At 45.4% G+C, this 23,964-nt stretch carries 21 protein-coding genes and 1 pseudogene; 13 read left to right on the top strand and 9 right to left on the bottom strand.

From position 1 onward, the window contains the following. Positions 1-148 precede the first annotated feature (148 nt). Positions 149-382, top strand: coding sequence for a DUF2281 domain-containing protein (locus ACEW9J_RS25550; RefSeq protein WP_373547882.1), 234 nt, complete (start codon positions 149-151; stop codon positions 380-382). Positions 383-790: 408 nt separating this feature from the next. Here ACEW9J_RS25550 and cofG read toward each other — a convergent pair whose 3' ends face one another. After that, positions 791-1,741, bottom strand: coding sequence for a 7,8-didemethyl-8-hydroxy-5-deazariboflavin synthase subunit CofG (gene cofG / locus ACEW9J_RS25545; protein WP_373547881.1), 951 nt, complete (start codon positions 1,739-1,741; stop codon positions 791-793). 163 nt (positions 1,742-1,904) lie between these two features. Beyond that, positions 1,905-2,804 (bottom strand): annotated as a pseudogene (locus tag ACEW9J_RS25540) (AAA family ATPase); the annotation flags it as partial. Between the two features lie 210 nt (positions 2,805-3,014). Here ACEW9J_RS25540 and pyrH point away from each other — a divergent pair. The 4 genes from pyrH (at position 3,015) to ACEW9J_RS25520 (ending at position 5,287) form a co-directional block, all read left to right on the top strand. Continuing rightward, positions 3,015-3,743, top strand: coding sequence for a UMP kinase (gene pyrH, locus ACEW9J_RS25535; RefSeq protein ID WP_373547880.1), 729 nt, complete (start codon positions 3,015-3,017; stop codon positions 3,741-3,743). Beyond that, positions 3,730-4,278 (top strand): ribosome recycling factor, encoded by a 549-nt coding sequence (frr, locus tag ACEW9J_RS25530; RefSeq protein WP_373547879.1) that lies wholly within the window; start codon positions 3,730-3,732, stop codon positions 4,276-4,278. The genes pyrH and frr overlap by 14 nt, the downstream gene beginning before the upstream one ends. A 127-nt stretch (positions 4,279-4,405) precedes the next feature. Then, positions 4,406-4,732, top strand: coding sequence for a hypothetical protein (locus ACEW9J_RS25525; protein ID WP_373547878.1), 327 nt, complete (start codon positions 4,406-4,408; stop codon positions 4,730-4,732). Positions 4,733-4,747: 15 nt separating this feature from the next. Then, positions 4,748-5,287 carry a GIY-YIG nuclease family protein gene (locus ACEW9J_RS25520; RefSeq protein ID WP_373547877.1) on the top strand — a complete coding sequence of 180 codons (540 nt, stop codon included), beginning with the start codon at positions 4,748-4,750 and terminating at the stop codon, positions 5,285-5,287. Positions 5,288-5,414: 127 nt separating this feature from the next. Here the strand turns inward: ACEW9J_RS25520 and ACEW9J_RS25515 are convergent, their stop codons facing one another. Then, on the bottom strand, positions 5,415-8,600 hold the full coding sequence (locus ACEW9J_RS25515; protein ID WP_373547876.1) for a patatin-like protein: 3,186 nt from the start codon (positions 8,598-8,600) through the stop codon (positions 5,415-5,417). Positions 8,601-9,027: 427 nt separating this feature from the next. Here ACEW9J_RS25515 and ispG point away from each other — a divergent pair, with 427 nt between their 5' ends. Together ispG and ctpC are read left to right on the top strand one after the other, a co-directional pair. After that, entirely contained in the window at positions 9,028-10,251 is a 1,224-nt protein-coding gene (ispG, locus tag ACEW9J_RS25510) for a (E)-4-hydroxy-3-methylbut-2-enyl-diphosphate synthase (protein WP_373547875.1), read from the top strand. Positions 10,252-10,415: 164 nt separating this feature from the next. After that, the gene (gene ctpC, locus ACEW9J_RS25505) at positions 10,416-11,705 is read left to right on the top strand and encodes a carboxyl-terminal processing protease CtpC (protein WP_373547874.1); all 1,290 of its coding nucleotides are present in this window, start codon (positions 10,416-10,418) and stop codon (positions 11,703-11,705) included. Between the two features lie 378 nt (positions 11,706-12,083). On the opposite strand, the gene ACEW9J_RS25500 is transcribed toward ctpC, so the two are convergent. Continuing rightward, complete coding sequence (locus ACEW9J_RS25500) at positions 12,084-12,485, bottom strand: type II toxin-antitoxin system PemK/MazF family toxin (RefSeq protein WP_373547873.1); 402 nt, start codon at positions 12,483-12,485, stop codon at positions 12,084-12,086. After that, positions 12,443-12,661: a hypothetical protein gene (locus tag ACEW9J_RS25495; protein WP_373547872.1), complete on the bottom strand. Its 219-nt coding sequence runs from the start codon at positions 12,659-12,661 to the stop codon at positions 12,443-12,445. The genes ACEW9J_RS25500 and ACEW9J_RS25495 overlap by 43 nt, the downstream gene beginning before the upstream one ends. Positions 12,662-12,847: 186 nt before the next feature. Between ACEW9J_RS25495 and ACEW9J_RS25490 the strand changes: the two genes are divergently transcribed. From ACEW9J_RS25490 to ACEW9J_RS25475, 4 genes are all read left to right on the top strand, one after another. Further along, positions 12,848-14,506, top strand: a complete 1,659-nt coding sequence (locus ACEW9J_RS25490; RefSeq protein ID WP_373547871.1) for a CTP synthase — start codon at positions 12,848-12,850, stop codon at positions 14,504-14,506. A gap of 240 nt (positions 14,507-14,746) precedes the next feature. After that, positions 14,747-16,516, top strand: a complete 1,770-nt coding sequence (locus ACEW9J_RS25485; RefSeq protein ID WP_373547870.1) for an aspartate kinase — start codon at positions 14,747-14,749, stop codon at positions 16,514-16,516. A 50-nt stretch (positions 16,517-16,566) separates the two neighbouring features. Further along, entirely contained in the window at positions 16,567-17,079 is a 513-nt protein-coding gene (gene rimI / locus ACEW9J_RS25480; RefSeq protein ID WP_373547869.1) for a ribosomal protein S18-alanine N-acetyltransferase, read from the top strand. A 122-nt stretch (positions 17,080-17,201) separates the two neighbouring features. Further along, entirely contained in the window at positions 17,202-17,708 is a 507-nt protein-coding gene (locus tag ACEW9J_RS25475) for an FKBP-type peptidyl-prolyl cis-trans isomerase (RefSeq protein WP_373547868.1), read from the top strand. A gap of 106 nt (positions 17,709-17,814) precedes the next feature. Here ACEW9J_RS25475 and ACEW9J_RS25470 read toward each other — a convergent pair whose 3' ends face one another. Together ACEW9J_RS25470 and ACEW9J_RS25465 are read right to left on the bottom strand one after the other, a co-directional pair. Then, a complete protein-coding gene (locus tag ACEW9J_RS25470; RefSeq protein ID WP_373547867.1) occupies positions 17,815-18,135 on the bottom strand; it encodes a hypothetical protein in 321 nt (106 codons plus the stop codon). A gap of 90 nt (positions 18,136-18,225) precedes the next feature. After that, the gene (locus ACEW9J_RS25465) at positions 18,226-18,525 is read right to left on the bottom strand and encodes a hypothetical protein (RefSeq protein ID WP_373547866.1); all 300 of its coding nucleotides are present in this window, start codon (positions 18,523-18,525) and stop codon (positions 18,226-18,228) included. A 114-nt stretch (positions 18,526-18,639) separates the two neighbouring features. On the opposite strand from ACEW9J_RS25465, the gene ACEW9J_RS25460 reads away from it, so the two are divergent. Both ACEW9J_RS25460 and ACEW9J_RS25455 read left to right on the top strand, forming a co-directional pair. Then, the gene (locus ACEW9J_RS25460; protein WP_373547865.1) at positions 18,640-18,894 is read left to right on the top strand and encodes a type II toxin-antitoxin system Phd/YefM family antitoxin; all 255 of its coding nucleotides are present in this window, start codon (positions 18,640-18,642) and stop codon (positions 18,892-18,894) included. Beyond that, positions 18,887-19,153: a Txe/YoeB family addiction module toxin gene (locus ACEW9J_RS25455; protein WP_373547864.1), complete on the top strand. Its 267-nt coding sequence runs from the start codon at positions 18,887-18,889 to the stop codon at positions 19,151-19,153. Before ACEW9J_RS25460 ends, ACEW9J_RS25455 begins: the two co-directional genes overlap by 8 nt. Positions 19,154-19,301: 148 nt before the next feature. Here ACEW9J_RS25455 and ACEW9J_RS25450 read toward each other — a convergent pair whose 3' ends face one another. Continuing rightward, positions 19,302-19,925 carry a hypothetical protein gene (locus ACEW9J_RS25450; RefSeq protein ID WP_373547863.1) on the bottom strand — a complete coding sequence of 208 codons (624 nt, stop codon included), beginning with the start codon at positions 19,923-19,925 and terminating at the stop codon, positions 19,302-19,304. A 54-nt stretch (positions 19,926-19,979) separates the two neighbouring features. Next, positions 19,980-23,939: a cobaltochelatase subunit CobN gene (gene cobN, locus ACEW9J_RS25445; protein ID WP_373547862.1), complete on the bottom strand. Its 3,960-nt coding sequence runs from the start codon at positions 23,937-23,939 to the stop codon at positions 19,980-19,982. Between the last annotated feature and the right edge of the window lie 25 nt (positions 23,940-23,964).

The raw sequence follows: 23,964 nt of genomic DNA, 5'->3' as shown, positions 1-23,964 counted from the left end.
TTACATAAATTAATTATCAATTCAGCAGTGAATTATCTCAAGTAAAATTAACTTAAATTGAAGCAGCGATCGTCAGTTCTTTCTCTCAAACCGTTCATCAGCAGGTGTCGTCTGTCATAATTGAAGATAAATTAGCGTAATTTTAGCTATGGAAGCGATCGCTCTCGAACAACAAATCCTCGTAAGTATCCGCACCTTGCCTATACAGCAACAGCATGAGGTGTTGAACTTTGCCCAATTCCTCCATCAAAAAGCAGCAGTCAAGCCCCCTCGTCGCAGTCTCAAGGGTTTAGGTGCCGATTTGAAGATTCAGATTACCGCAGCCGATATTGACGAAGCCCGTCAAGAAATGTGGGGTAACTCTCCACGGGAGATCGTTTAGAGATGGCGATTGTTGCCGATACACACGCCATCATTTGGTATTTGGTTGAACCAGAGCGATTATCTCAATTTGAATTTACCACTGGTGACTCGCGATCGAAAGATTCAAGCATTACAATCAATTATCACAATTTGGTAAAGATGCTTAGTTGTACTCAGCATCAATTCTCCAAGGAAAGGCTACGTCAACGGTTTACGAATAGATTTGACAACTCCCAAGTCTTGATTTTCAGGGGCAGCAAAATACTTAACGGGGTCAGTAGCTAAACCTTAATGACGATCGAAGTTGTCTGACACTCATTGCTTATTTCCCTTATCGCTCTTGACTTATCTTACTCATTGGGAGCGAATGATGGGATTATGCAGCAGGGTAATAGAGATTTTAGTCTAAGAACTTATCGATCGCATCCTATGCGCGGATCGATTGACGCTGATGTTGAATCTTAGCTTGTAATCGATCGGATAAATAATGTTCTCTACTTGGATAAACTGGTAATCTGGGCTGTAATTCATAGCCAGCACTGGCAAGTAACGCACTCAAGTTTGCTAGCTGTAAATGATGGTAGTCGGGATTTACTTCATCTTTAGGAACAATCCCGCCCAAATCTCTCGCACCCGCAGCTAAACAAGCTAATAATAAATCGGGATTGGGAATTAAATTTGGTGGGATTTGGATTGTAATATCCGCAGGTAATATCTGTTTGGCTAACTGAATTACTTCGGGTAATTTAAGGATATCAAAACCTAGTCCAGCGAGACTTTCCTGGCTACCTGGACTATATGGTTGTAAAATTACTTCCTGAATATGTCCCCAGCGGGTATGAATATCGGCGATCGCTTGGAGACTAATTTTCCAGTCAGATTCTGATTCACCGATACCTAATAATAATCCTGTTGTAAATGGAATTTTTAATTCACCAGCCCAATTTAGTTGTTCGAGTCTAATTGCTGGTAATTTGCTCGGAGCATGACGATGAACTCCCTCAATCACAGCCGGATCTAGCGACTCCAACATCAATCCCATTGAGACATTAACCTGCGCTAGTTTCTCCATTTCCACTAAGCTGAGAGGGCCAGCATTAGTATGTGGCAAAAAACCCAGGTCGAGAGCTAAATTGCAGAGATCGTAAATGCGATCGAGCCAAGCTTTTCGGCGAGAAGATTGGGGGTGAACTTCACCACTCAGGATCAATATTTCGCAGATACCTGTACCTTGAAGATCGGTGAGAATTGCTGCGGCTCGATCGAGTGTCATCCAATTATCCACACCAGGATCGACGCGAAAGTTGCAGTAACTACAACGATTGAAGCATTCATAGGTAGGAACGATCGTATATGCAGGACTATAGGTAATTTGCATCTGGTGGTTTTTAAATACCTATTTCCTTTCAAGTGTCAAATTAGATATCTAGGATAGTAAGTGAATGGTGAATGGTTGATACAGCAATCCTAACTGAGAAGCTAAATCGGTGTAGGGTGTGTTAGGCAGCAGCCGCATGAGCACCAATGTCGATCTAAAAAGATTTAGATGAGGCACCATAGCGGACGCGATTATATTCCTCAACTAGTCTACTTTCAGAAACAGCTTTTTGCTCTTGCACTAAAAGATTGCCAAATTCAATCAACCGAGCAATCGTAAAGTAAGGCTTGGGAAAAGTCGGCTTGATACCACTGGCAGGATTGACGACTTCCATCGCGACTCTTTCCAAACCTACTTGTTGAATAAAATCCCTAATTTGTTCGTCATAAATCCGCGCACGTATCGCTGCAAAAAAGTCAACTGCTTGCTCTGGGAATCGATCGACTAGACCGACAATTTCTCGCCCTGAAATATTGTCGGGGGCAAATACACCACTAACGATCCCAATTTTGTCATCGCGAGTCGGCACCCAATAAAATTTATCCATCCGTCCATCTCGGACTAATGGAGCATACAGCGTCGATAAATCGTTACCAGTTAAAATAATCGGAATCCGAGGCAAAGGAGTCGAATCATAACTACCAGGTAACTGCACATTTGTCGGATTGTCCGCAATGTTCATTAGCGTGGCATTAACCAACTGCGTATTTACTGTATATTGGGTTCCTTGGTCAAATCTCCCCGCACCAGCATCGATATCATTGATGACTAATACCGCCATTCTCCCCCGCACCTTGATGATTTCGGCGGCTTCGCGATACCGCAACCGGATCAATCGCGCCGAATCACCCGCATCGGGACTTTCTAGCTCCCCTGCCGAAATGTGGATTGCTTCCACCTTCATGCGATCGAATACCAATTCACACTGAAAAGTTTTTCCCTCGCCTTTGCGCCCATGTACGCCCAAAATCAGCGGTACTTTTACACCAGGTAAGTCGAGAAAATTTTTGGTGATGTGTACGGCTAATTTATCGAGAAAAGCCGGAGCGATATAATAATCCATGAGCGAGTGAATGGTGGAAGGTGGAGGGTGGATAGTGAATAGAGTTTAACGCGCATTGCGCGTCAGGAATCGGCAAAACCACAATTTTTAGATTGCCAACTTCTACTATCCACCATCCACCATCCACCATCCACGACCCACCATCCACAAACGATCGCCATTTCCTGTTATTGTAGGTGTGAGAAAATTTGAGTTGAGAAAAGAAACAAGATGGGGACGACTTACCAACGGGTATTGCTCAAATTGAGTGGGGAAGCCCTGATGGGCGATCTTGGCTACGGTATCGATCCGACAATTGTTCAAGCCATCGCCCAAGAAGTAGCCGAAGTCGTCGCCACTGGTGTCCAAGTCGCCATCGTTGTTGGTGGTGGAAATATTTTCCGTGGAGTCAAAGCTTCGGCGAAAGGAATGGATCGAGCCACGGCTGACTATGTGGGGATGATTGCCACTGTGATGAATGCTATTACCCTCCAGGACGCGTTAGAACAGAAGGGAGTACCAACTAGAGTCCAGACAGCCATCGCCATGCAGGAAGTCGCTGAACCCTATATCCGGCGGCGGGCAATCCGCCATCTCGAAAAAGGACGAGTAGTGATATTTGGAGCGGGTTCTGGTAATCCTTTCTTTACAACCGATACCGCCGCTGCGCTCCGAGCAGCCGAGATCGATGCTAATGTAATTTTTAAGGCTACCAAAGTTGATGGTGTATATGATGCCGATCCGCAGATAAATCCTGATGCTAAACGGTTTCAAAGCCTGACATTTAGTCACGTTCTCGCTCAGGACTTGCGGGTGATGGATACTACTGCAATTGCGATGTGTCGGGAAAATAATATTCCCATTATCGTGTTCGATTTATTGGAACGGGGGAATATTCAACGGGTGGTAGCTGGTGAAACAATTGGTACATTTATAGGAGTTTCTTGTGAAATTTGCTGATGTCGAAGGTCATATGCAGAAAGCGATTGAGTCTGTCAGTCGCTCATTTAATACGATTCGTACCGGACGCGCTAGTACGAGTTTGCTCGATCGAATCTCGATCGATTATTATGGTACTCCCACTCCATTAAAAGCTCTGGCAAATATCGGGACTCCCGATTCAACGACGATTACGATCCAACCATTCGATCGCAGTAGTATGAGTACGATTGAGAAAGCGATTTCGCTCTCAGATATTGGCTTGACTCCCAATAACGATGGTTCGACAATTCGGTTAAATATTCCCCCATTAACTGGCGAACGTCGCAAAGAATTTGTCAAACAGGCTGGTAAATACGCCGAAGAAGGTAAAATCTCGATTCGGAATATCCGCCGCGATGCGATCGATTTTGTCAAGAAGCAGGAAAAATATAGCGAGATTTCTGAAGATGAATCCAAGGATCTCCAAGATAAAATTCAGAAACTAACTGATAAGTATGGAGCTAAAGTCGAGCAGGTATTAGCTGAAAAGGAAAAGGATATTACAACTGTTTAAATTTGATAGTTAAGCTGCTAGTTGTGTCAATCTAGATGGTAAATATGACCTACCATCTAGATTGGACGAGCTATTAAAAAATAGCTTTAATATATAATAATCGATCGCGATCGCCAACTACTTCTTTATGAAAATAAAAGTAATTGAAAACTTTGATGGTAGTTTCACTCTCGAACCACAAGTAGAAGCAATATTATTTAGCTTACTAAATGGTGAAAAATTTATTCAGCAAGTCGCAGAGCAAGCTAATTCTCAAGCAGTAATATTTACTGAAATATTGTTTCAACCAGTCCCATATAGTCCAGGTACGCCAAAAGGAATGCCTGCCGATCTCGAACGATATCATCAATCGCCAGAGTATCTAATTATCAATGTACCGCCTAACTTTATGTTTGCTGCAAAGATTTTTCAGCCGAGTCGGCTATGTGCAATCTATCAGAAAATTCGGGATTAATACTGTTTAAGAATTATGTCATCGACTACCGATCTTCCAAGTTTAGGTAGCTTGGAATCTTTACCATATATTGACGATGCGGGAGAATTACCTCAGAGTCTCCAGCATCAAATTGGGATTTATGCAATTTTCGATCGCACTCAAGTATTACAATTTGTTGGCTACTCGCGAGATATTTACCTGAGTCTCAAACAGCATCTAGTCAGACAACCCGAACATTGCTATTGGGTAAAAGCTACCACGATCGATCGTCCAAATCGGACATTTCTCGAAAGTGTGCAGTCAGCCTGGATTGCTGAAAATGGCAGTATACCCCTAGGAAATGGTGCGGCTAATGCCATCTGGCTGGATCCGATTTCCACCAGCTATGCGATGACAGCAGCCGAAAGTGCCAGCTTTTCAGATCTCGATGGTTTAGCTCAAATCAAGTTACTCAAGCAAGTCGCCAGACGAGTCGAAGACACCATCATCACGAAACTCCACCAGCGTGGTATCAAAACCGAAATTCGCTTCAATCCCAAGCTCAAAGAGCAAGGTTTACTAGATCTAAAATAATCTCGGTGACAATAGTAAACCAAGGTGTCACCCGTTCAACAACCCTAAACCCTACACCCTAAAGCCTAAACCCTAAACCCTAAACCTTAAACCCTACACCCCAAACCCTAAAGCCTAAAGCCTAAATTCAGCCTTCCCGTGATTGTGGTAAAAAAGAACTATTCCTACTGCTAGGTAAACGTTTGAGGCGGACAGTTTGTAAAAACCAGCAAGCGACGGCACCTGGGAGAGATAATAATAACCACAGTGGCGATAATAAAAAAGCTAAGACTATACCACCGATCGCTGTAGCAATCCCCAAAAGTTGTAGTAAAATAATTCGTGGTCTTCTATGGGCTGTACCCAATTTAATAGTGCCACCTTGAAGCCACCAATAGATCGACTGTAGATTGCCATCCAGCCAGTGGTAGAGAGGATGGCGCATTGTCTGTGTGCGGGAAGATGCCTGAAATACCTTAACTAGTAAATTGCGAAGGGTTAAGACGATTTTAGTACACAAACTAATCAATGTTACTAAGGGCATATTTTCCCAGAGTTTGTCTACACCAATTCGATATTGATCGCGGAAAAAATGCTGCTGTTGTGCTGCTAAATTGGTGAGAGAATGATGTACGATCCGACCGATCGTACTGGGATTTGATGTTGGTAAAGATGATGAAGCGAATGTATTTAATAGCCAATTTTCGGTTGATGATTGACTATCTCCAGCTAATCGCCACCAGCCTGGTTGTTCGTCCATGCCTTCAATCGCGGAGTGAACATCGCTTGTCAAGATTTCACGCTGTCCAGCCAACACGAGATCTGCTAAAATCTTGCGGAGTTCGATCCGATCGATCTGCAATCCAGGTTGGGCTAAATATGTGAGATGTCGATCGATCGCTTGACGTTCGACACCCGTTAGGTGTGGGAGCGATTCACTAATGAGCCATTCTAAATATTGAGCTTGGTTACAGTTGAGACGAATCGATTCTCTCTGAACAAAATTAGCAAAAGCAGTTACTGACTTTGGAGTAATAATCCCTTCTAAGATTCGATTTAGTCCATCCAAACGTCCCCAGAGTAGATCGTTTGCTCTCCATGACTTTTTAAAAAAACCACCAATATTATATAGTTTATCGCCGCCTAATTTCTCTTGCGTATTTTTACCATTTCCAATCCCTAATTGGGCATTGTCTGGACTGATACAGATCGGATTAATTATTTTCTTTTCACTCAAACTAGTGAGATACTCAAATGGATATAATTCTCGATCGATATATTCAAATGTATGCCAATATTGAAGTAATCGATCTGTATATGAACCGCCCAATTTATCGATCGTTGCTGCTGCTGCTAATTCCACTTGCTTCAAGATACTGGGAAAGCTTTGATTGTGATTTGTGTCATCTTCCAACCGTCGATCTGTCCAGATTAGGAGCCGGAGATCGGTACTTTGCTGTAGCTCGGCAATCCGCTGCTTGAGTTGGGCAAAGACGCTAGAAATTCGAGTTTGGGACAACCAGCGATCTGATTGTCCCAAACTATTTGTGGCTGCTAATTCTGGTAAGTCCAGCCAAAAGTAGACGGGAATAGTCTCAAGATTTGCTCCAGATGAATCATTCGGGACAAAGGTACGAAATCTAGTTCCATCTAATAAGAATCGGTGCAGCCGAAATATTAGTTCGTATACTAAAGCACGTAGCCGTCGATCGTTTGATTCTTGATTGATTAGATAGTAAAAGTAATTACTAATAGTTCGATCGCTCAGTAACAATTCTAAACTAGCTCTAATTATTTCTAGTAATTTAATATTGCAGCTCAATTGATTTGACAAATATTGAAGCTGCTGCTCGGCATCACTATCGACAGCGATTAAATCAGCGATTCTCTCAATTAAATAAAAGTGCTGCCGAATACTATACTCAACGTCCAAATCGATAATTTGCGACTCAAATCGATCGAGTAGCTTGTAGTAATGGTGGCGATCTTGATTACTAGTAAACTTACTATTTAAAATTCGATCGATCTTATCGAGCGTCACCGAATATTGAGTATTCTGGGAGCTGAGATCGGCATGAAGCAATAGGGGTAAATTGCGATCGCGAAAATCAAATAATCTTCCCCGTAAATAAATTTGAGATTGAGTTCGATCTCCACTCTCTAACAGTTGCTGAGTATCAACTTCAACTTCAGCTCGATCGATTAGAGCTTGATACCGCCGCACTTTATGATTATGTTCGTGAATCGTCCGCAGATCGTTGGTAATACTCTGATGAATCGGAATCGATAGAGCTGCGGCTTGGAGAATTTGCCCCATCCGAGATTGTTGCTTGCCACTCAATTGCAGCCTGTCATTCAAATGTTCGGGATTGGGATCGACATAAAATAACTTGCGGCGTCCCTGACGAGTGGGTAATCGATAATATGCTGCCTTCATCAGGCAAGTCAAAGGAGTATTATCGAGTAAACCACCATCTAGAAAATATAATTTATCGGTACTTGTTTGTAAATCTGGCGAATAATGACGCGTTAACTTTCCCCATCTTACCAACTGCCGATCGACCAAATTTGAGCGATCTTCTAAATCTACCTCCACCAGTGGAAAAATCACTGGCGTTCCACCCGTAATCTGACACAATTTAACCAAAGCTTGATATGTATCGCTTGGTGTTCGTGGTAGCTTGGGATCTGGGTAGTGCGGATTGAAAGGTTCTTTACGTCCTAAGCGATGCTCGATCCGAAACAGTGTTCGATGATTCTTCGATTTAAGATTGAGCCGATTTTCTGCTAGTGTCCGATCTACCTTGCCGATATAATCAGTTCCAGCGATCGCCAAATCCAACTCTTGAGTGGGCGAAAACCATTCTTGCGGCGAACGAGATCGTTTATGCTCGATCGAGCCGATTAATGTTGCCAGTAATTCCCGTTGATAAAAGTCACCATTAGCGATCGATCCCCCAACTTGAGATTTAAATAAATTGGGTTTTTGGAGTAGTTTTAGCAAATCGCCACTATTGCGCCAAATTCTCGCAAACATACTATAGTCCACCATTTGGCGATCGGTGCTATTGGCGATCGCGTATCCGAGCAGAATCCCATTCACACCACCCGCCGAACTGCCAGAAATCAGATCGACAACCAGATCGGCATCTGTCAATGCCTTCACCAACTTATAAATACCACGACCTCTGACTGCATGGTAGAATTCTTGGCAAACACCATGAGTATAAATCGCCAAAGAGATGCCGCCATAGACTACCAGCCCCAACTGCATTTCACGCAAAAATTTTGGCTGATAATCACTACGCTGATTTGACTTGATTGCAGGTAACACGCAACAACTAGGGGAAAGATTAGGGTAGAGGTGAGATTCGATCGATCTGGTTTAGCTGATTACTATTGAGTAAGTTGACCGAACGGCTTGCGGTCTGCATCGGTATCGCCAAGCCCAACGAGTGTAGCAGCGACCTTCCCACATTTTAACAGGCTCCGGATTGATTAGTAGTAGATGGATTTGAGGCTTGTGCCCTTAACTTGCGGATTTTCAGAGTTGGTTGCGACTACTAAAAGTAACACATTAGAGTAAGTTCGTGGCATTGTCAAACACTAAAATCAGGCAGCGGGTTTAATCTGACGGGGAACCCAACAAGCACGAATCGCTGTCAACTGTCAACTGTCAACTATTTACACACACCAAATGCCCAAGTTGTGGCAAGCTAAAGGGGAGATAATAGCAGCCAAATCCTAAACTTCTTTTGTATATGCAGACCCTGCCAGCACCCACTCAGTCCGCTTATAGTAATTTAGGTACAGACACCACAATTCATCGCCGCAAGACCCGTCCTGTAGCCGTTGGCAGCATAATTATCGGCGGTAACAACCCAGTTGTAGTGCAGTCGATGATCAACGAAGATACTCTAGATATCGATGGTGCAGTAGCCGGAATTCGCCGTCTCCACGAGATCGGCTGCGAAATTGTCCGTGTCACCGTCCCCAGCATGGCACATGCCAGAGCATTGGCTCAAATCAAACAAAAACTGATCGACACATATCAAATCGTCCCGCTCGTGGCAGACGTGCATCACAATGGGATGAAAATCGCCCTCGAAGTCGCCAAACATGTCGATAAGGTGCGGATCAATCCAGGCTTGTACGTATTTGAAAAGCCCAAGCCAGACCGCACAGAGTATACACCAGCCGAATTTGCCGAAATTGGCGACAACATCCGCGATATGCTCGAACCGCTAGTAATCTCCCTCAGAGATCAAAATAAAGCGATGCGGATTGGGGTCAATCACGGTTCCCTTGCCGAACGGATGTTGTTTACCTATGGGGACACGCCCCAAGGAATGGTCGAGTCCGCGCTCGAATGCGTCCGCATCTGCCAATCTTTTGACTTTCACAATCTCATCATCTCGATGAAAGCTTCTCGCGTCCCAGTGATGGTAGCGGCGTATCGATTGCTCGCACAACGGATGGACGCAGCCGGAATGGATTATCCGATTCACTTGGGCGTTACAGAAGCTGGTGATGGCGAGTACGGACGGATCAAATCCACCGCTGGTATTGCCACTCTATTAGCAGAAGGGATTGGCGATACGCTTAGAGTATCCCTGACGGAAGCTCCAGAAAAAGAAATTCCGGTCTGTTACAGTATTCTCCAGTCGTTAGGACTCCGCAAAACGATGGTAGAATACGTCGCTTGTCCTTCTTGCGGTCGGACATTATTTAATCTCGAAGAAGTTCTCCACCAAGTGCGCTCGGCAACTAATCACCTGATTGGGTTGGATATTGCCGTGATGGGCTGTATTGTCAACGGGCCAGGAGAAATGGCTGATGCTGATTATGGTTATGTTGGCAAAACTCCTGGCTATATCTCCTTGTATCGCGGTCGAGATGAGATTAAACGGGTGCCTGAAGCTGATGGTGTCGCTGAGTTGATTGCGTTGATTAAAGCTGACGATCGCTGGATGGAACCAGAATAACTCGTAATTCGGCGTTGCCGATCTCTTTTGTGCCATTCCGAAATCCTCCAGTCCCCCAGTCCCCCCATCCCCCCATCACACCTGCCGATCGCTGATTTATGCTAAATTAAAGATGATATTGTCACATTAACCTTTCCTTTCCTGCTAAATTTTAGACGTAAATCATGAAGATTGAAAAACACGGGTTAGTTATCGGTGCCACTGCCTTAGTCCTCACAGCAGTAGCGGTTACTGGTGCGGGGCTTCATCTTCCCAAAGGTGTTGCATTCTTCAAGAATAGTCCTAAGGAATCGATCGATGAAGTGTGGCAAATCGTCGATCGACAATACGTCGATGGTACTTTCAATCAGAAAGACTGGCGGGCAATCCGCAAACAGTACGTCGTTCAAAAAGATTATAAGACCAAGGAAGAAGCTTATAAAGCGATCCGGTTGATGCTCAAAAATCTGGGCGACCCCTATACCCGATTTATGGATCCCAAAGAATTTCGGGATCTTCAGGTCGAAACCTCTGGTCAATTAATCGGGGTGGGCATTCAACTGAGTCAGAATGAGAAAACCAAGAAACTTGAAGTAATTGCCCCGATCGAAGATACTTCAGCTTCTAAAGCGGGAATCTTATCTAAGGATATTATCATCAAAATTGATGGTAAAAGTACCGCAGGTATGGATGTAAATCAAGCCGTACAACTGATCCGAGGTAAGGAAGGTACGAGTGTCAAACTCACCATTCAACGGGATAGTCGTCAGACACTCGACTTTACCCTACTGCGCCAACAAATCGAGATTCACCCCGTCGAAGCCAAATATCGTCCGAACGAACTCAATGGCATCGGTTACATCCGCCTCAAACAGTTCAGTGCTAACGCTGCAACCGAAATGGGAACGGCAATCGGCAAACTCGAAAGCCAAGGTGCTAAAGGTTATATCCTCGACTTACGATCGAATCCTGGTGGCTTACTCTATGGCGCGATCGATATTGCGCGGATGTGGTTAGATGATGGCAAAATTGTCTCGACCGTCAACCGTCAAGGCACAGGCGATGTGAGTGTGGCAAACAATACCGCCATTACCAAAAAACCTCTAGTCGTCCTCGTCGATGGCGGCTCGGCAAGTGCTAGTGAAATCCTCTCTGGTGCCCTTCAAGACAACAAACGCGCCCAACTCGTAGGCGCGAAAACCTTTGGGAAAGGGTTGGTACAGTCCGTGCGACCGCTCTCAGATGGTGCGGGAATGGCAGTGACGATCGCTAAATACTTTACGCCCAATGGTAAAGATATCAATCGCGCGGGCATCAAGCCAGATATAGAAGTCAAATTAACCAAAGCTCAAATTCAAGCCTTAGTCAAGGATCGGACTAAAGTTGCGACGGCTGCCGATCCACAGTATGCCAAAGCAATTCAAATGTTGCAAGTAGCGATCGCCCGAAATGGTAACTCAGCCCTAAAAAAGTAACAGGCAGTTTACCGACATTCACAGATGTGTCATGTAAACTAGCGACTGATTCCAATTGTCAGCTCGAACGGTCGGTTACTAATATCACCAATCGGTATCTCACCAAGGCACTATATTATCTTTGGTTCGCTACTAATGATTGAGCGATAGCCCCGACTTATATTCATAAGTCGGGGCTATCTAATGCGATCTCAATATGATTCACAATTCACCATCCACCATTCACCATCCACCATCCACAAATCGATCGACGATAGACCTCCTGCGAAAATAAAAGCAAAATCTTTGATGATACTATTCTCGTCCAAAACTTCCCCTAAAGCCTAAAGCCTGACTTTCGCAGGAAGTCTAATATTAATCTAGCTAATAATTCAAATCCTAATTAAAAATATCCACTGAATCCTCGAAATCGCTATCCATAAAATCTAGTTCTAAATAAGATGACAAAATAGACTTAACTTGGCGAATTTTGTCAGTGCTCAACATTCCTAACTGCTTTACTAATCGCTGTTTATCAAAAGTCATTGGATCGACACAAACAATAAAACTATCGGTAGTTAAGCCATTGGTTACATTGTGTTCGATCGGGACAACCACAGGTAGTAGTCTATTATCTGGAGCACTGAATGTAATCGGCAATACTGTTACCTTCCTGCGCTGATTAAAAAGTGTACCAGATACGATCGTCGCGGGGCGAGTCTTGCGAATTTCAGTGCCAATTGAAAGGTCAAAATTGACTAACCAGATACTTCCCAGTCGGTAATTGCTGCTTGTTGCCATTCCTCATCCTCCGCTGATGTTTGTTCGTCTAGATTCAAGCAAGCGGAGAGCATGGCTTGTTGCTGCTGTTTTTTCTGCCAAGCAGAAAGCAATGATTCAATTAATTGGCTGCGGTTGGCTACTCGTTCATCGACATAGCGAACCAGTTCGTGGGGCAATGAAATAGATATTTTCACGATCGTCTCAATGCTACTGATGATGCTACATATTATCTGACCAAAGAGCGTACTTAGTCAAGAAATTTTCAGTGCCGATGTGAGTGTGGATCGTGAAGCAATTATTGCAGGGTAGTCTACAATGATCTAGTCGAACGGCTTGCCGTCTACGGCAGTAATCGAGTAAGTAGAGAACCTCAAAGCAACATGACTAAGTTTGTATTCGTCACTGGTGGCGTAGTTTCGAGTATTGGCAAAGGGATTGTCGCAGCCAGTTTGGGACGATTGCTCAAATCACGCAACTATTCTGTCTCAATTCTCAAGCTCGACCCTTATATCAACATCGATCCTGGTACGATGAGTCCCTACCAACATGGGGAAGTATTTGTCACCAAGGATGGCGCAGAGACAGATCTGGACTTGGGACATTACGAGCGATTTACCGATACATCCATGTCACGACTCAATTGCGTCACGACGGGAGCGATTTATCAAGCGGTAATTAATAAAGAACGCCGTGGCGACTACAATGGCGGTACAGTGCAGGTAATTCCCCATATTACCAACGAAATTAAAGAACGGATCGATCGCGTCGCCAAAAATACCAACCCTGATGTCGTGATTACCGAAATCGGTGGCACCGTCGGCGATATCGAATCACTCCCCTTCCTCGAAGCAATTCGTCAATTTCGGAAAGATGTCGGACGACGTAATGTAGTATACATGCACGTTGCGCTCGTACCGTGGATTTCCACTGCGGGAGAGATGAAGACAAAGCCGACACAGCATTCGGTTAAAGAACTCAGATCGATCGGGATTCAACCAGATATTTTAGTCTGTCGCAGTATCCAGCCACTACCCCAAGGGATTAAAGAAAAACTGTCAGAATTTTGTGATGTGCCTGTAGAGTGCGTAATTAATGCGCCCGATGCTGGGAGTATTTATGAAGTTCCCCTGATTATGGAACGTGAGGGGCTGGCAACACAAGCGATCGAACTACTCCAGCTCGAACAACGCACCCCCGATCTGACTCAGTGGCAGCATTTGGTCGATCGAATGCAGACATCTACCCAGGAAGTCAAAATCGCCCTCGTTGGTAAGTATACCCAACTCGGCGACGCATATCTATCCGTCGTCGAAGCTCTCAAACATGCCGCGATCGCCACAGGTGCTAAATTAGAAATCGTCTGGGTTAATTCTGAAGATCTAGAGTGCCACGGTGCGGCTAAATACCTCGCAGACGTGCAGGGGTTAGTAGTCCCTGGCGGATTCGGTATTCGCGGCGTAGAGGGCAAAATTGCCGCCATCCAGTATGCACGAGAGCATGAGATCCCTTTCCTCGGATTGTGCTTGGGAATGCAGGCGGCGACGATCGAATGGGCGCGAAATGTCGCTAAACTCGACAGGGCTAATAGTGCGGAATTCGATCCTGATACTCCCAATCCAGTGATTAATCTCCTGCCCGAACAGCAAGATGTCGTCGATCTCGGTGGTACGATGCGGTTGGGTTTATATGCCTGTAGACTGGAGCCAAATAGCCTCGCGCACCAGCTTTATCAGCAAGAAGCGATCTACGAACGCCATCGCCATCGGTATGAGTTTAATAACGCCTACCGCAATTTATTTCTCAATAGCGGCTATGTAGTCAGCGGGACATCTCCCGATACACGCTTGGTGGAAATCATCGAGCTACCCGCGCATCCCTTCTTTATCGCTACTCAATTCCATCCTGAATTTCAGTCTACGCCCAGTTTGCCTCATCCTTTGTTCAAAGGTTTGATGTCCGCAGCTTTGGCGAGAATTGTTGATGTAGTTCCTGCTCTGGAGCATCGTCTTCCCGAACTGTCATTCGATCGAGTAGATTAGATGCTTTAATTGGGATTTTGAATTGTTGCGGAGATCTACCCACCCCAACCTTCGGGCACCCCTGTCTTGAAAAGGTGCTCTACTTGGGGAAACCCCAAGACCGCACTTTTCGCTCCGAGGAGGGGATTTTCTGGCTCGAAGCGAAGTCTGGTGGATTTGTCAGTATGCATTAGCCTTTCCAGCGGGAAGAATAGAGTAGGGGATGAATATTAGTGAAATGTGGTTGAGGAAACAAGCAAGATGGCGTTAATTGTTCAAAAATATGGGGGGACATCAGTTGGTTCCGCCGAGCGGATTCAAGCAGTTGCACGGCGAGTAGTTGAGACTGTCAAAGCTGGGAACCAATTGGTAGTAGTCGTCTCGGCGATGGGCAAAACTACGGATGGTTTAGTCAAGTTAGCGCACGAGCTATCGAGTCAGCCATCGCGCCGTGAGATGGATATGCTGCTGGTGACAGGCGAACAGGTAACGATCGCATTATTGAGTATTGCTATCCAGGAATTGGGACAACCCGCGATCTCGCTCACAGGTGCCCAAGCAGGAATTATCACTGAAGCCGAGCATACCCGCGCACGGATTTTGGAGATCGTACCCGATCGAATCGAACGCCATCTCAAAGAGGGTAAAGTGGTAGTAGTTGCTGGATTTCAGGGCGTAATTGCCACTGAGGATCGGGAGATTACCACTTTAGGGCGGGGCGGCTCAGATACATCGGCTGTCGCCCTCGCTGCTGCGCTCAAAGCAAGTGCCTGTGAGATTTACACCGATGTACCAGGGATTTTGACGACCGATCCGAGGATCGTCCCAGCGGCGCAACTACTCACCGAAATTACTGCCGATGAAATGCTCGAACTCGCCAGCTTGGGGGCGAAAGTATTGCACCCTCGCGCTGTCGAAATTGCCAAAAATTATGGCGTACCGCTAGTCGTGCGATCGAGTTGGACGGATGAGCCAGGTACATGGGTAGTCTCACCAGTGCCGCGATCGCGCTCTCTGACTGGCTTAGAGATTGCCCGCTCTGTAGATGCGGTAGAATTTTCGACAAATCAAGCCAAGATCGCGCTGTTACAGGTACCCGATCGAGCCGGAATTGCCGGACAATTATTTGGGGCATTAGCACGAGAAAATGTCGATGTCGATCTGATCGTCCAATCGATCCACGAAGGCAATACTAATGATATCGCTTTCACTGTGGATAAACAGGCCAGCAAACGCGCCCAGGCGGTCGCTGAAGCCATCTCTCCCGTTCTCCATGACAATTCTATTGCCAATGACGATCGAGTCCTCGTAGCCGACGATATCGCCAAAGTTAGCATCGTTGGTGCGGGGATGATTGGTAGACCTGGAGTAGCCGCCCAGATGTTCAAAACCCTCGCCGATGTAGGGATCAATATTCAAATGATTTCTACCTCAGAAATCAAGGTAAGTTGTGTAATTGCGGCTGTTGATAGCGATCGAGCGATCGATGCACTGTGCCATCAGTTTGAGATTTCTACCTCCTCTCACGAGAATGCCAAGCAGATAACCGCACCATCAGTACGCGGTGTCGCCCTCGATCTCGATCGGGCGAGATTAGCTATACTGCAAGTACCCGATCGTCCCGGCATGGCGGCGGAGTTATTTGGGATTTTGGCAGCAAACAATATTAGTTTGGATGCAATTATCCAGTCTCAACGCACTCGGATTATCGCTGGGGTAGCCACGCGGGATATCGCCTGTACGATCGCCCAATGTGATGCCGCAGATGCCAAGCGCGTACTGGAAGCTGCCGCGCCGGAATTGGGCTGTGGGGCGGTAGTTGTCAACAAATCGATCGCTAAAGTTAGCATCGTCGGTGCGGGGATGATTAGTAATCCAGGTGTAGCGGCACAAATGTTTAATTGTCTCGCTACGGCGGGGATTAACATTCAAATGATTGCCACGTCTGAGATTAAAATTAGTTGTGTGGTGACTCGATCTCAAGGTATCGATGCACTCAAAACAATTCATCGCGCATTTGGATTAGGGTAATAAAAGAGAGCACAAATCTAGAATCGATACTCAAATACCAAGCAAATAGAGTGGGTTTAGATCTAACTGTTAGTCCAATATCGGTAGACGAAATCGAATCGCTAGTCATCCTCGATCGCTTATGCTTTGGAGGGTTATGGTCGAGCGATAGTTATCGTCGTGAATTAACCAATGAAAATAGCCATTTTCTGGGCATCTCAGTCGCTAAAGATCTAGAACCAGCCACATCAGGGATTATCGGTTTCGGTTGCTTCTGGGCGATTTTAGACGAGGCTCATATCACCTTACTCGGCATCCATCCGCAGTATCAACGGCAAGGATTGGGACAATTACTATTAGGTGAATTACTCATTAAGGCGCGCGCGATCGAGATGGCACGAGCTACACTAGAAGTCCGCGCTTCCAATGATGGTGCCATTCATCTCTATGAGAAATACGGTTTCCAAACTGTCGGACGCCGGAAGAAATACTATCAAGACACTGGAGAAGATGGCGTCATCATGTGGCGAGGTGGTTTGCAGCATCCCAACTTTACCCTCATCGAAAATCAGCCGCCCACTTAATCGATCGTCATCACTCCAAGCGATCGATAACTTTAACTAGGTTTCAATTAATCAGTTTCAAAATTTATTTTAACTAAGATTAATTCATGATATGGTATTTAACTAGAAGTTGAGGTGTATTCATGAGAAAATTTTTGGTTAATTCTAGTTGGATGCTATGTATTGGGACACTCGGTTCGTTATGCCAGTTGGCAATGAGCAACACAGCCGCGATCGCAGTTACTAATATCTCGCAGCAACAGCCCATCCAAAAGATCGGAGCGTTAGCAGTAAATAAGGATGCAAAAACAATTACGACTCCTACTGGTTTAAAGTATACCGTTCTCAAAGTAGGAAAAGGAGCAACACCAAAACCAGGGCAAACAGTTGTCGTTCACTATACAGGTACGCTCACCAACGGCAAAAAGTTTGATAGTTCTCGCGATAAAGGTCAACCTTTTAGTTTTATAGTCAGTCAAGGACAAGTAATTCCTGGTTGGGATGAAGCTCTAAGTACGATGAAAGTCGGCGAGAGACGTAAGTTAACTATTCCACCAAAATTAGGTTATGGAGCCGCAGGTGCTGGCGGTGTAATCCCACCGAATGCAACGCTAATTTTTGATGTTGAATTACTCAAGATTAGTAATTAGAAATTGGCTCTCGATCGGATCTAATCGATCTAAATATTTCGGCATCAATATCGATATCATCTGTCATTTAGCTGGTGGGCATTGCCCACCCTACAAATTTACCTTTCTATCGAGGACGATCGAAGAGATATTCTTTGATTCGATTTTGCTCGGTTTGTAAGCCAAGAATATCACTAGATATTCCAGCTAGACGCAAATCGATCGTGTTAATCCGGCTGTCAATAATTTGTACCTGTTCTTCGACTTTTTTTAATTGAGATAAAACTTGTTGGATGTCGGTGGAAATTTTTTGGTTATCACTGGAAAGTTGTCTATTATCACTGCGTACATCGTTCAATTGGCGTTCAAAGCTACCAAATCCCGATTGGATGGCACTAATCAGGCTATCTAGCTTCTGTTCGACTTGCTCTAGGCGTTCTTCTGACATTGTAGGTTCAAGCCTGAATCTTCATGGGGAGTATAATTAAATACTATCATTTCGATCGATAACGTTCAATGTTGCGATCGTAAATTCGAGTTAGTCATCGATAATGTCTCCAGCCATCAATTCCCCCCATTCGGTTGATGTTTGATAGTGCTCGACCATCTGTTGCGCTTGTTGGGCTAGAATGAGTTGTCGTTCGGCTAGAGGCTTGCGAAGAAAAGCCCGCCGATCTTCTAAGGTTAACTCGGTCTTGTTGTCAGACCACTCGCGTTGGCGTAGCCTTTCGGAACGAAAATCGGATGATATCGATAATTTCTGTTTGACTAATTCCCTTTCGGCTGGGGGAAGAGTTTGAACCATTTGCACGATTGAGTCTACTAACTGAGTATTCATTGACAGGTAAGCTCAGGAATCTAGTTACCATTATATCTAGAGCCGCGATCGATCGGATTGCCATAACTGCCGAACGTTGCTATACTTGTACTGATAAGTGTACAAGTTAAATAGATGAAAGTTGTATCCTTCAGTGAGGCGAGAAGTAGCCTCAAGACAGTACTCGATCGAGTGTCGGCGGATGCTGATTATACAATTGTCACCAGACGCGATGCCGATGACGTGGTAGTGATGTCCTTGGAGTCTTTTAATAGTCTGATGGAGACGGTGCATTTACTCAAGTCGCCAGCAAATGCGGCTCATTTAGAGCGATCGATCGCCCAATTTAGAGCTGGAAAGGTGGTAGAGCGAGACTTGCTGGATGAGTAGAAAATTAGCTTGGACAGATGAGGCGTGGGATGATTATCTTTACTGGCAAGGACAAGATAAAAAGACGCTTAAAAGAATCAATAAATTGATCGCAGAAACGATGCGCGATCCGTTTGAAGGTGTGGGTAAACCGGAACCACTGAGAGAGAATTTAGCGGGTTTTTGGTCGCGGCGAATTGATGATGCCAATCGGTTGGTTTATGCAGTGGAAGATGAGTATTTAACAATTATTTCGTGCCGATATCATTATAACTTCTAATTTTGTTGTGGAATATTGGGCGATCGGCACAAAATTAGAGAGTTAGATATTGTTGGGGTGAGTGGTGTGGCTGGGTACGATAAGGATCGATCGTAATGAATTGAAAGCAGCAATTGATAGCATAAATGGAATGTAAAAATTGAGTAATTTAGTTTTTAGATTTTTCCAGAAAACTTTTAATCTGCCCTACTGCTATATTAGTTTCTGTTGTTAGTTTCTGGAATGCAACGTGGTTCTCAGAATGACTGTAAACTTCTATACTATTCTCCTCTATCGAAAAATATTTTCCTGAATTTAATTCAACAATGACTTTGTAGAAAATATCGGACGAGACATAAAGTGCATCTTCTTCATAAGAGCCTATCGGCATATCAACTACGATTTTTAATGATTCAATTATACTATCTTTTTCTTCTATATTGACATCGCTTATTTTTTTAACTTTTCCATCATAAGATGAGAAAGAGCCATCCCTATCTACTTGATAAACAAACGAAGTTCTTGTCCTGGGATGTTTTAAGAAAAAGTCGTGAATCACACTAACTGCTATAGTAATTAAAAGAAAAATAATTGAAAAGCTTAACATTGTGTGCTTGCTCAAATAAGATTCAATTTGCACTAAGCTAAACTGAGAAACACAAACAAAAACCAAGAAAGAGGGGAATCCAATTATAAATATTGTGTTTGGATTCTTAATATTTGCTTTGCAATTTTCAAGATTTTCACAATAAATGACAAGAAAGTCATTATTATCTGCTATTGATACTTTCATGATTTAAATTGGAAAGAATGTTGATTACAGCTTTAGTATTCCCATTATTTACTATTAATTCCCCTGAGATTCGATTACGCCTTCGGCTTCATTTACCATCAACTTCAATCGCTCCAACGTCCCCAATTCAACATCCTCCCACAAACCCCGCTGATTAGCTTCGAGCAATCTTTCTGCCATATCTCGTTGCACCCAGGGATTATTTTGTTCGATGAATTCGCGGACTGGTTCGTCGAATAAATAAGCATCTGCCACACCTTGATACATGAAGTCCTGAACGCAATTTGCCGTGGCATCATAGGCAAATAAGAAATCTAACGTCGCTGCCATTTCTGAGGCTCCCTTGTAGCCGTGGCGCATGGCTCCGGCGATCCATTTGGGGTTGATGACGCGCGATCGATATACCCGATCGATCTCTTCAGTTAGTTTGCGAACTTTGGGATTTTCGGTGCGAGAATTGTCGCCGAAATAGGCTTCGGGTGCTTTGCCTGATACTTGTTTAATTGCAGCAGTTAAACCACCTTGAAATTGATAATAATCATCAGAATCAAGTAAGTCATGCTCACGATTATCTTGATTTTGAAGGACGATTTGCATGTTGCCTAAGCGTTGGTTGAAGGCTTCGGGTGCGGCGATGCCTTCGGCTTTGCTGGTATAAGCGTAGGCACTCCAATTGATATAAGCTTGGGCTAAATCTGCTTCGGTTTCCCAGTTTTGGGATTCGATTAAGCCTTGCAATCCGGCACCATATGCGCCTGGTTTGGAGCCGAAGATCCGGTATTGCGATCGAGTTGCCGCTTCATCTAATGTTAGTCCTTGTTGTTGCCAAGTTGTGATTTCTTGTTGAACTCGATCGGCTAATGGATTTTGGGCGGGGGTTTCATCTAATGCGGCTATAGCTTTTACTGCACTGTCGAATAAATCGATGAGATTGGGAAAAGCATCGCGGAAGAAACCGGAAATTCGTAAGGTGACATCGACGCGAGGGCGAGCTAATACTGATAGGGGTAAGATCTCAAAATCTACCACTCGCCGCGAGACTCCATCCCACACAGGTTGTACGCCGATTAATGCCAGAGCTTGGGCGATATCGTCGCCGCCAGTACGCATTGTGGATGTCCCCCAGATGGATAAGCCGAGGGTTTGAGGATATTCACCATTGTCTTGAGTATATCGATCGATCAGCACTTCGGCGGCTTTTCTACCGATGCTCCAGGCTGTTTCGGTGGGTACGGCGCGGATGTCTACGGAGTAAAAGTTTCTCCCGGTGGGGAGTACTTCGGGTTTTCCGCGTGTGGGTGCGCCGGATGCTCCGCTGGGGATATATTCACCGTTTAAACCGCGTAATAAATTAACCATTTCGAGGTTAGTTTGTTGGAGCGCGGGGAGAAGTTTAGTTTTTATCCATTTTAATTCGGCTTGGGTATGGGTGCCTACTTGTATTTCTCGATTTGTGATGATGGCGGTGACTAATTCGGCGGCATATTCTTCGAGGATTTCTACTGCGTCGCCGATGATGCGACAGGGCTTAGAAATTAGCTCCGCTTCGGCATTTCGATCCCCCCTAGCCCCCCTTAAAAAGGGGGGAACCGGATTCGGATTCTTATCGCTCTCTAGAAATGGATCGATCGAACTCTTAGTCCCCCTTTTGAAGGGGGATTTAGGGGGATCTCCACCAATATCGAACCCCACTAATTCCTCGCCTAAATCTGCTGTCAACGGATCGAAATCCCAGTTCCAATCTAGAGCTAGAGCGCGAGTTAAACCGAGTCTGTTTGCATTGGGATTGCGGGCGATCGCGACAACTAGATCCCGCAATTGTGTATCCTGTGGACACTGCCCAAATATATGCAAACCATCGCGGATTTGGGCTTCTTTCAGTTCGCAAAGATAACCGTCGGCGGTATTTAAAAACCTCGATATTGTGTCATCGCTGGAATTCACATCTAATCCTTTACCCACCCCCCCCTTCGGGTACCCCTCCGAGGAGGGGATTTTGCTAGAGGGGATTTCGATGTTGAGGGTTTGATGGAGGTTTTCTGTTTGGATGAGGGCAATTAATCGATCGCGTATTAAGGGCATCCGTTGCGGATCTAGGGTTTGGGCTTCGTAATATTCGTCGATTAAGCCTTCTAATTGATTTAAACCGCCGTAGAGTTCCGCTCGTGTCATTGGCGGCGTGAGATGATCGAGGATTACGGCTTGGGTGCGGCGTTTTGCTTGGGAACCTTCGCCAGGATCGTTGACGATGAAGGGGTATAAATGGGGCATGGCTCCAAATACGGCTTCGGGATAGCAGTTTTCGGAGAGGGCGACGCTTTTACCTGGGAGCCATTCTAGATTGCCATGTTTGCCGACATGGACGATCGCATTTGCGCCGAAGTTAGCGCGAATCCAGTGGTAGAAAGCGACGTATTGATGGGGCGGAACTAAATCGGGTGCGTGGTAGTTGAGGTTGGGATCTTTGTCGTAGCCGCGTGCGGGTTGGATACCGACGAAAACGTTGCCGAATTGGATGCCTGGGATGGCGATGTTAGGATTCAAAGCCCCCCTTTCCAAGGGGGGTTGGGGGGGTAATCCATCCACCGTGCCCCACCTCTCAACTATCCCCTGCTGTACTAAAGTCGGTAATGTCTGAAAATGTGCCCAATACTCCGCACCATCCAAAGACTGATTAGCCTTCCGCCATCCATCCCCTTCAGGATCGTTAGTCACACCCGCCGTCAATAACTTAATCAACTCCCCACTATCAGCCGGAATATCGCCAACTTGATAACCCGCCGCCTTGAGTGCGTGGAGGATTTTGACACAACTTTGGGGCGTATCTAAACCCACCCCATTCGCCAACCTACCATCGCGGGTAGGGTAATTAGCGAGGATCAGAGCTACCTTGCGATCGCCCACCGGAGTTTGCCGGAGCTTGCTCCAATTTAACGCCAATTCTGCCACAAATTCGACTCGATCGACCACAGGTTCATACACCAACACATCCGTCTGAAGTGCCGAATTCTGATTTTGCACCGCCTTAAACGAAATCGCACGGGTAATAATCCGCCCATCCACCTCTGGGAGAGCCACATTCATCGCCATATCGCGAGGTGTCAAACCCTGCCAACCAGACTCCCAAAATTCCTTCCCCGCACCGCTTAAAATCACCTGAAAAACAGGCAAATTTAACGTCGCCCAAAAACCCACCGGAGGCGTATCCGTATCCAAACTAGCCAAGGAAAAACTCGTGGTATTGAGTAAAACATCCACACCATGCTGACAATAACCAGTTAACACCCTTTGCACCGCCGGATCTTTGAGCGAAGATACAAAAATCGGTACCGGAGTCAGCTTGCGATCGACTAAAGCTTGACACAATGCCTCGATCGCGGCTAGATTTCCAGATAGATAATGCGCCCGATAGAAAATTATCGCCGCCCCACCCTGTAACGGCAATCCATCTGGTAGCCAGCGCAGCTCATCATAAATCCCCACGCGCGGTACAGCTTCTGCCGATCGATATTCACACTCAAAATCCAACCACCGACTGGCGATAAAATTCAATAACTGACGGTAATTATCAACCCCACCCTCAATCAGGTATTGCCAGACTCGATCGACATCTGCCAAATTCGCCGTAGAATGGCTCATCAAGGTCGGATCGGGACGCTCATCACCTGGCAAAACAATCAACACCGCTCCCGTCTGTCTGGCAGTCTCCTGGACTACTTCCAGCCCATAACTCCAGTAAGATTGACCCCCAATCAACCGCACGATAATTACCTTCGCCGCCGTCAATACATCCTCGGCATAAGTATCGATCGTCAATTGCTGCTGTAACTGCAACAAATTTACCACCCGCACCTGGGGAAAGTCTTCTGATAGCTGGGTTGTAGCGACTGCTAATGTCTGAATATCAGTATCGGCGGCGGTAATGAATGCGATCGGTGCTGGCTGCTGTTCGACAAAGATCACTCCTTCAGCCGCAGGATTCCAACCACCCGGTATTGTAGCGAGACGATGCATCGATTTTCACTCTGACAGACAGCAC

Source organism: Chamaesiphon sp. (assembly GCF_041737865.1).
Classification (GTDB): domain Bacteria; phylum Cyanobacteriota; class Cyanobacteriia; order Cyanobacteriales; family Chamaesiphonaceae; genus Chamaesiphon.
Note: the sequence above shows the minus strand (reverse complement) of the source record. Positions and strands in the feature narration are given on the sequence as shown.